At 76.2% G+C, this 239-nt stretch carries 1 protein-coding gene; it reads right to left on the bottom strand.

Going from position 1 to position 239, the window contains the following annotated elements; genetic code table 11:
• On the bottom strand, positions 1-239 hold a 239-nt coding region (locus tag ACQG3P_RS23025), incomplete at both ends, for a hypothetical protein (protein ID WP_426806342.1).

The raw sequence follows: 239 nt of genomic DNA, 5'->3' as shown, positions 1-239 counted from the left end.
GTCCCGGCTCTCCCGCACGCCGGCCGGGTTGAGCACCGGCATCTTCGCGCTGCCGACCTCCTCGGCGCTGCCGAGGGGCAGGGTGGCACCCCGGCAGGCGTGGTCGTCGGCGGCCAGCGCCAGCACGCCACCGTCCACGGACGTACCCGCCGCATTGGCGTGCTTGCACACATCGCCGCAGCGGGCCCCGCCGGGGCCCTTGCCGTACCACATGCCGTACACGCCCGCGACCTCGGCCC

The sequence above is a fragment of the Stenotrophomonas sp. SrG genome, from assembly GCF_050031795.1.
GTDB classification, from domain to species: Bacteria; Pseudomonadota; Gammaproteobacteria; order Xanthomonadales; family Xanthomonadaceae; genus Stenotrophomonas; species Stenotrophomonas rhizophila_A.
The sequence above is the reverse complement of the archived record's forward strand: the minus strand, read 5'-3'. Positions and strand labels throughout refer to the sequence as shown.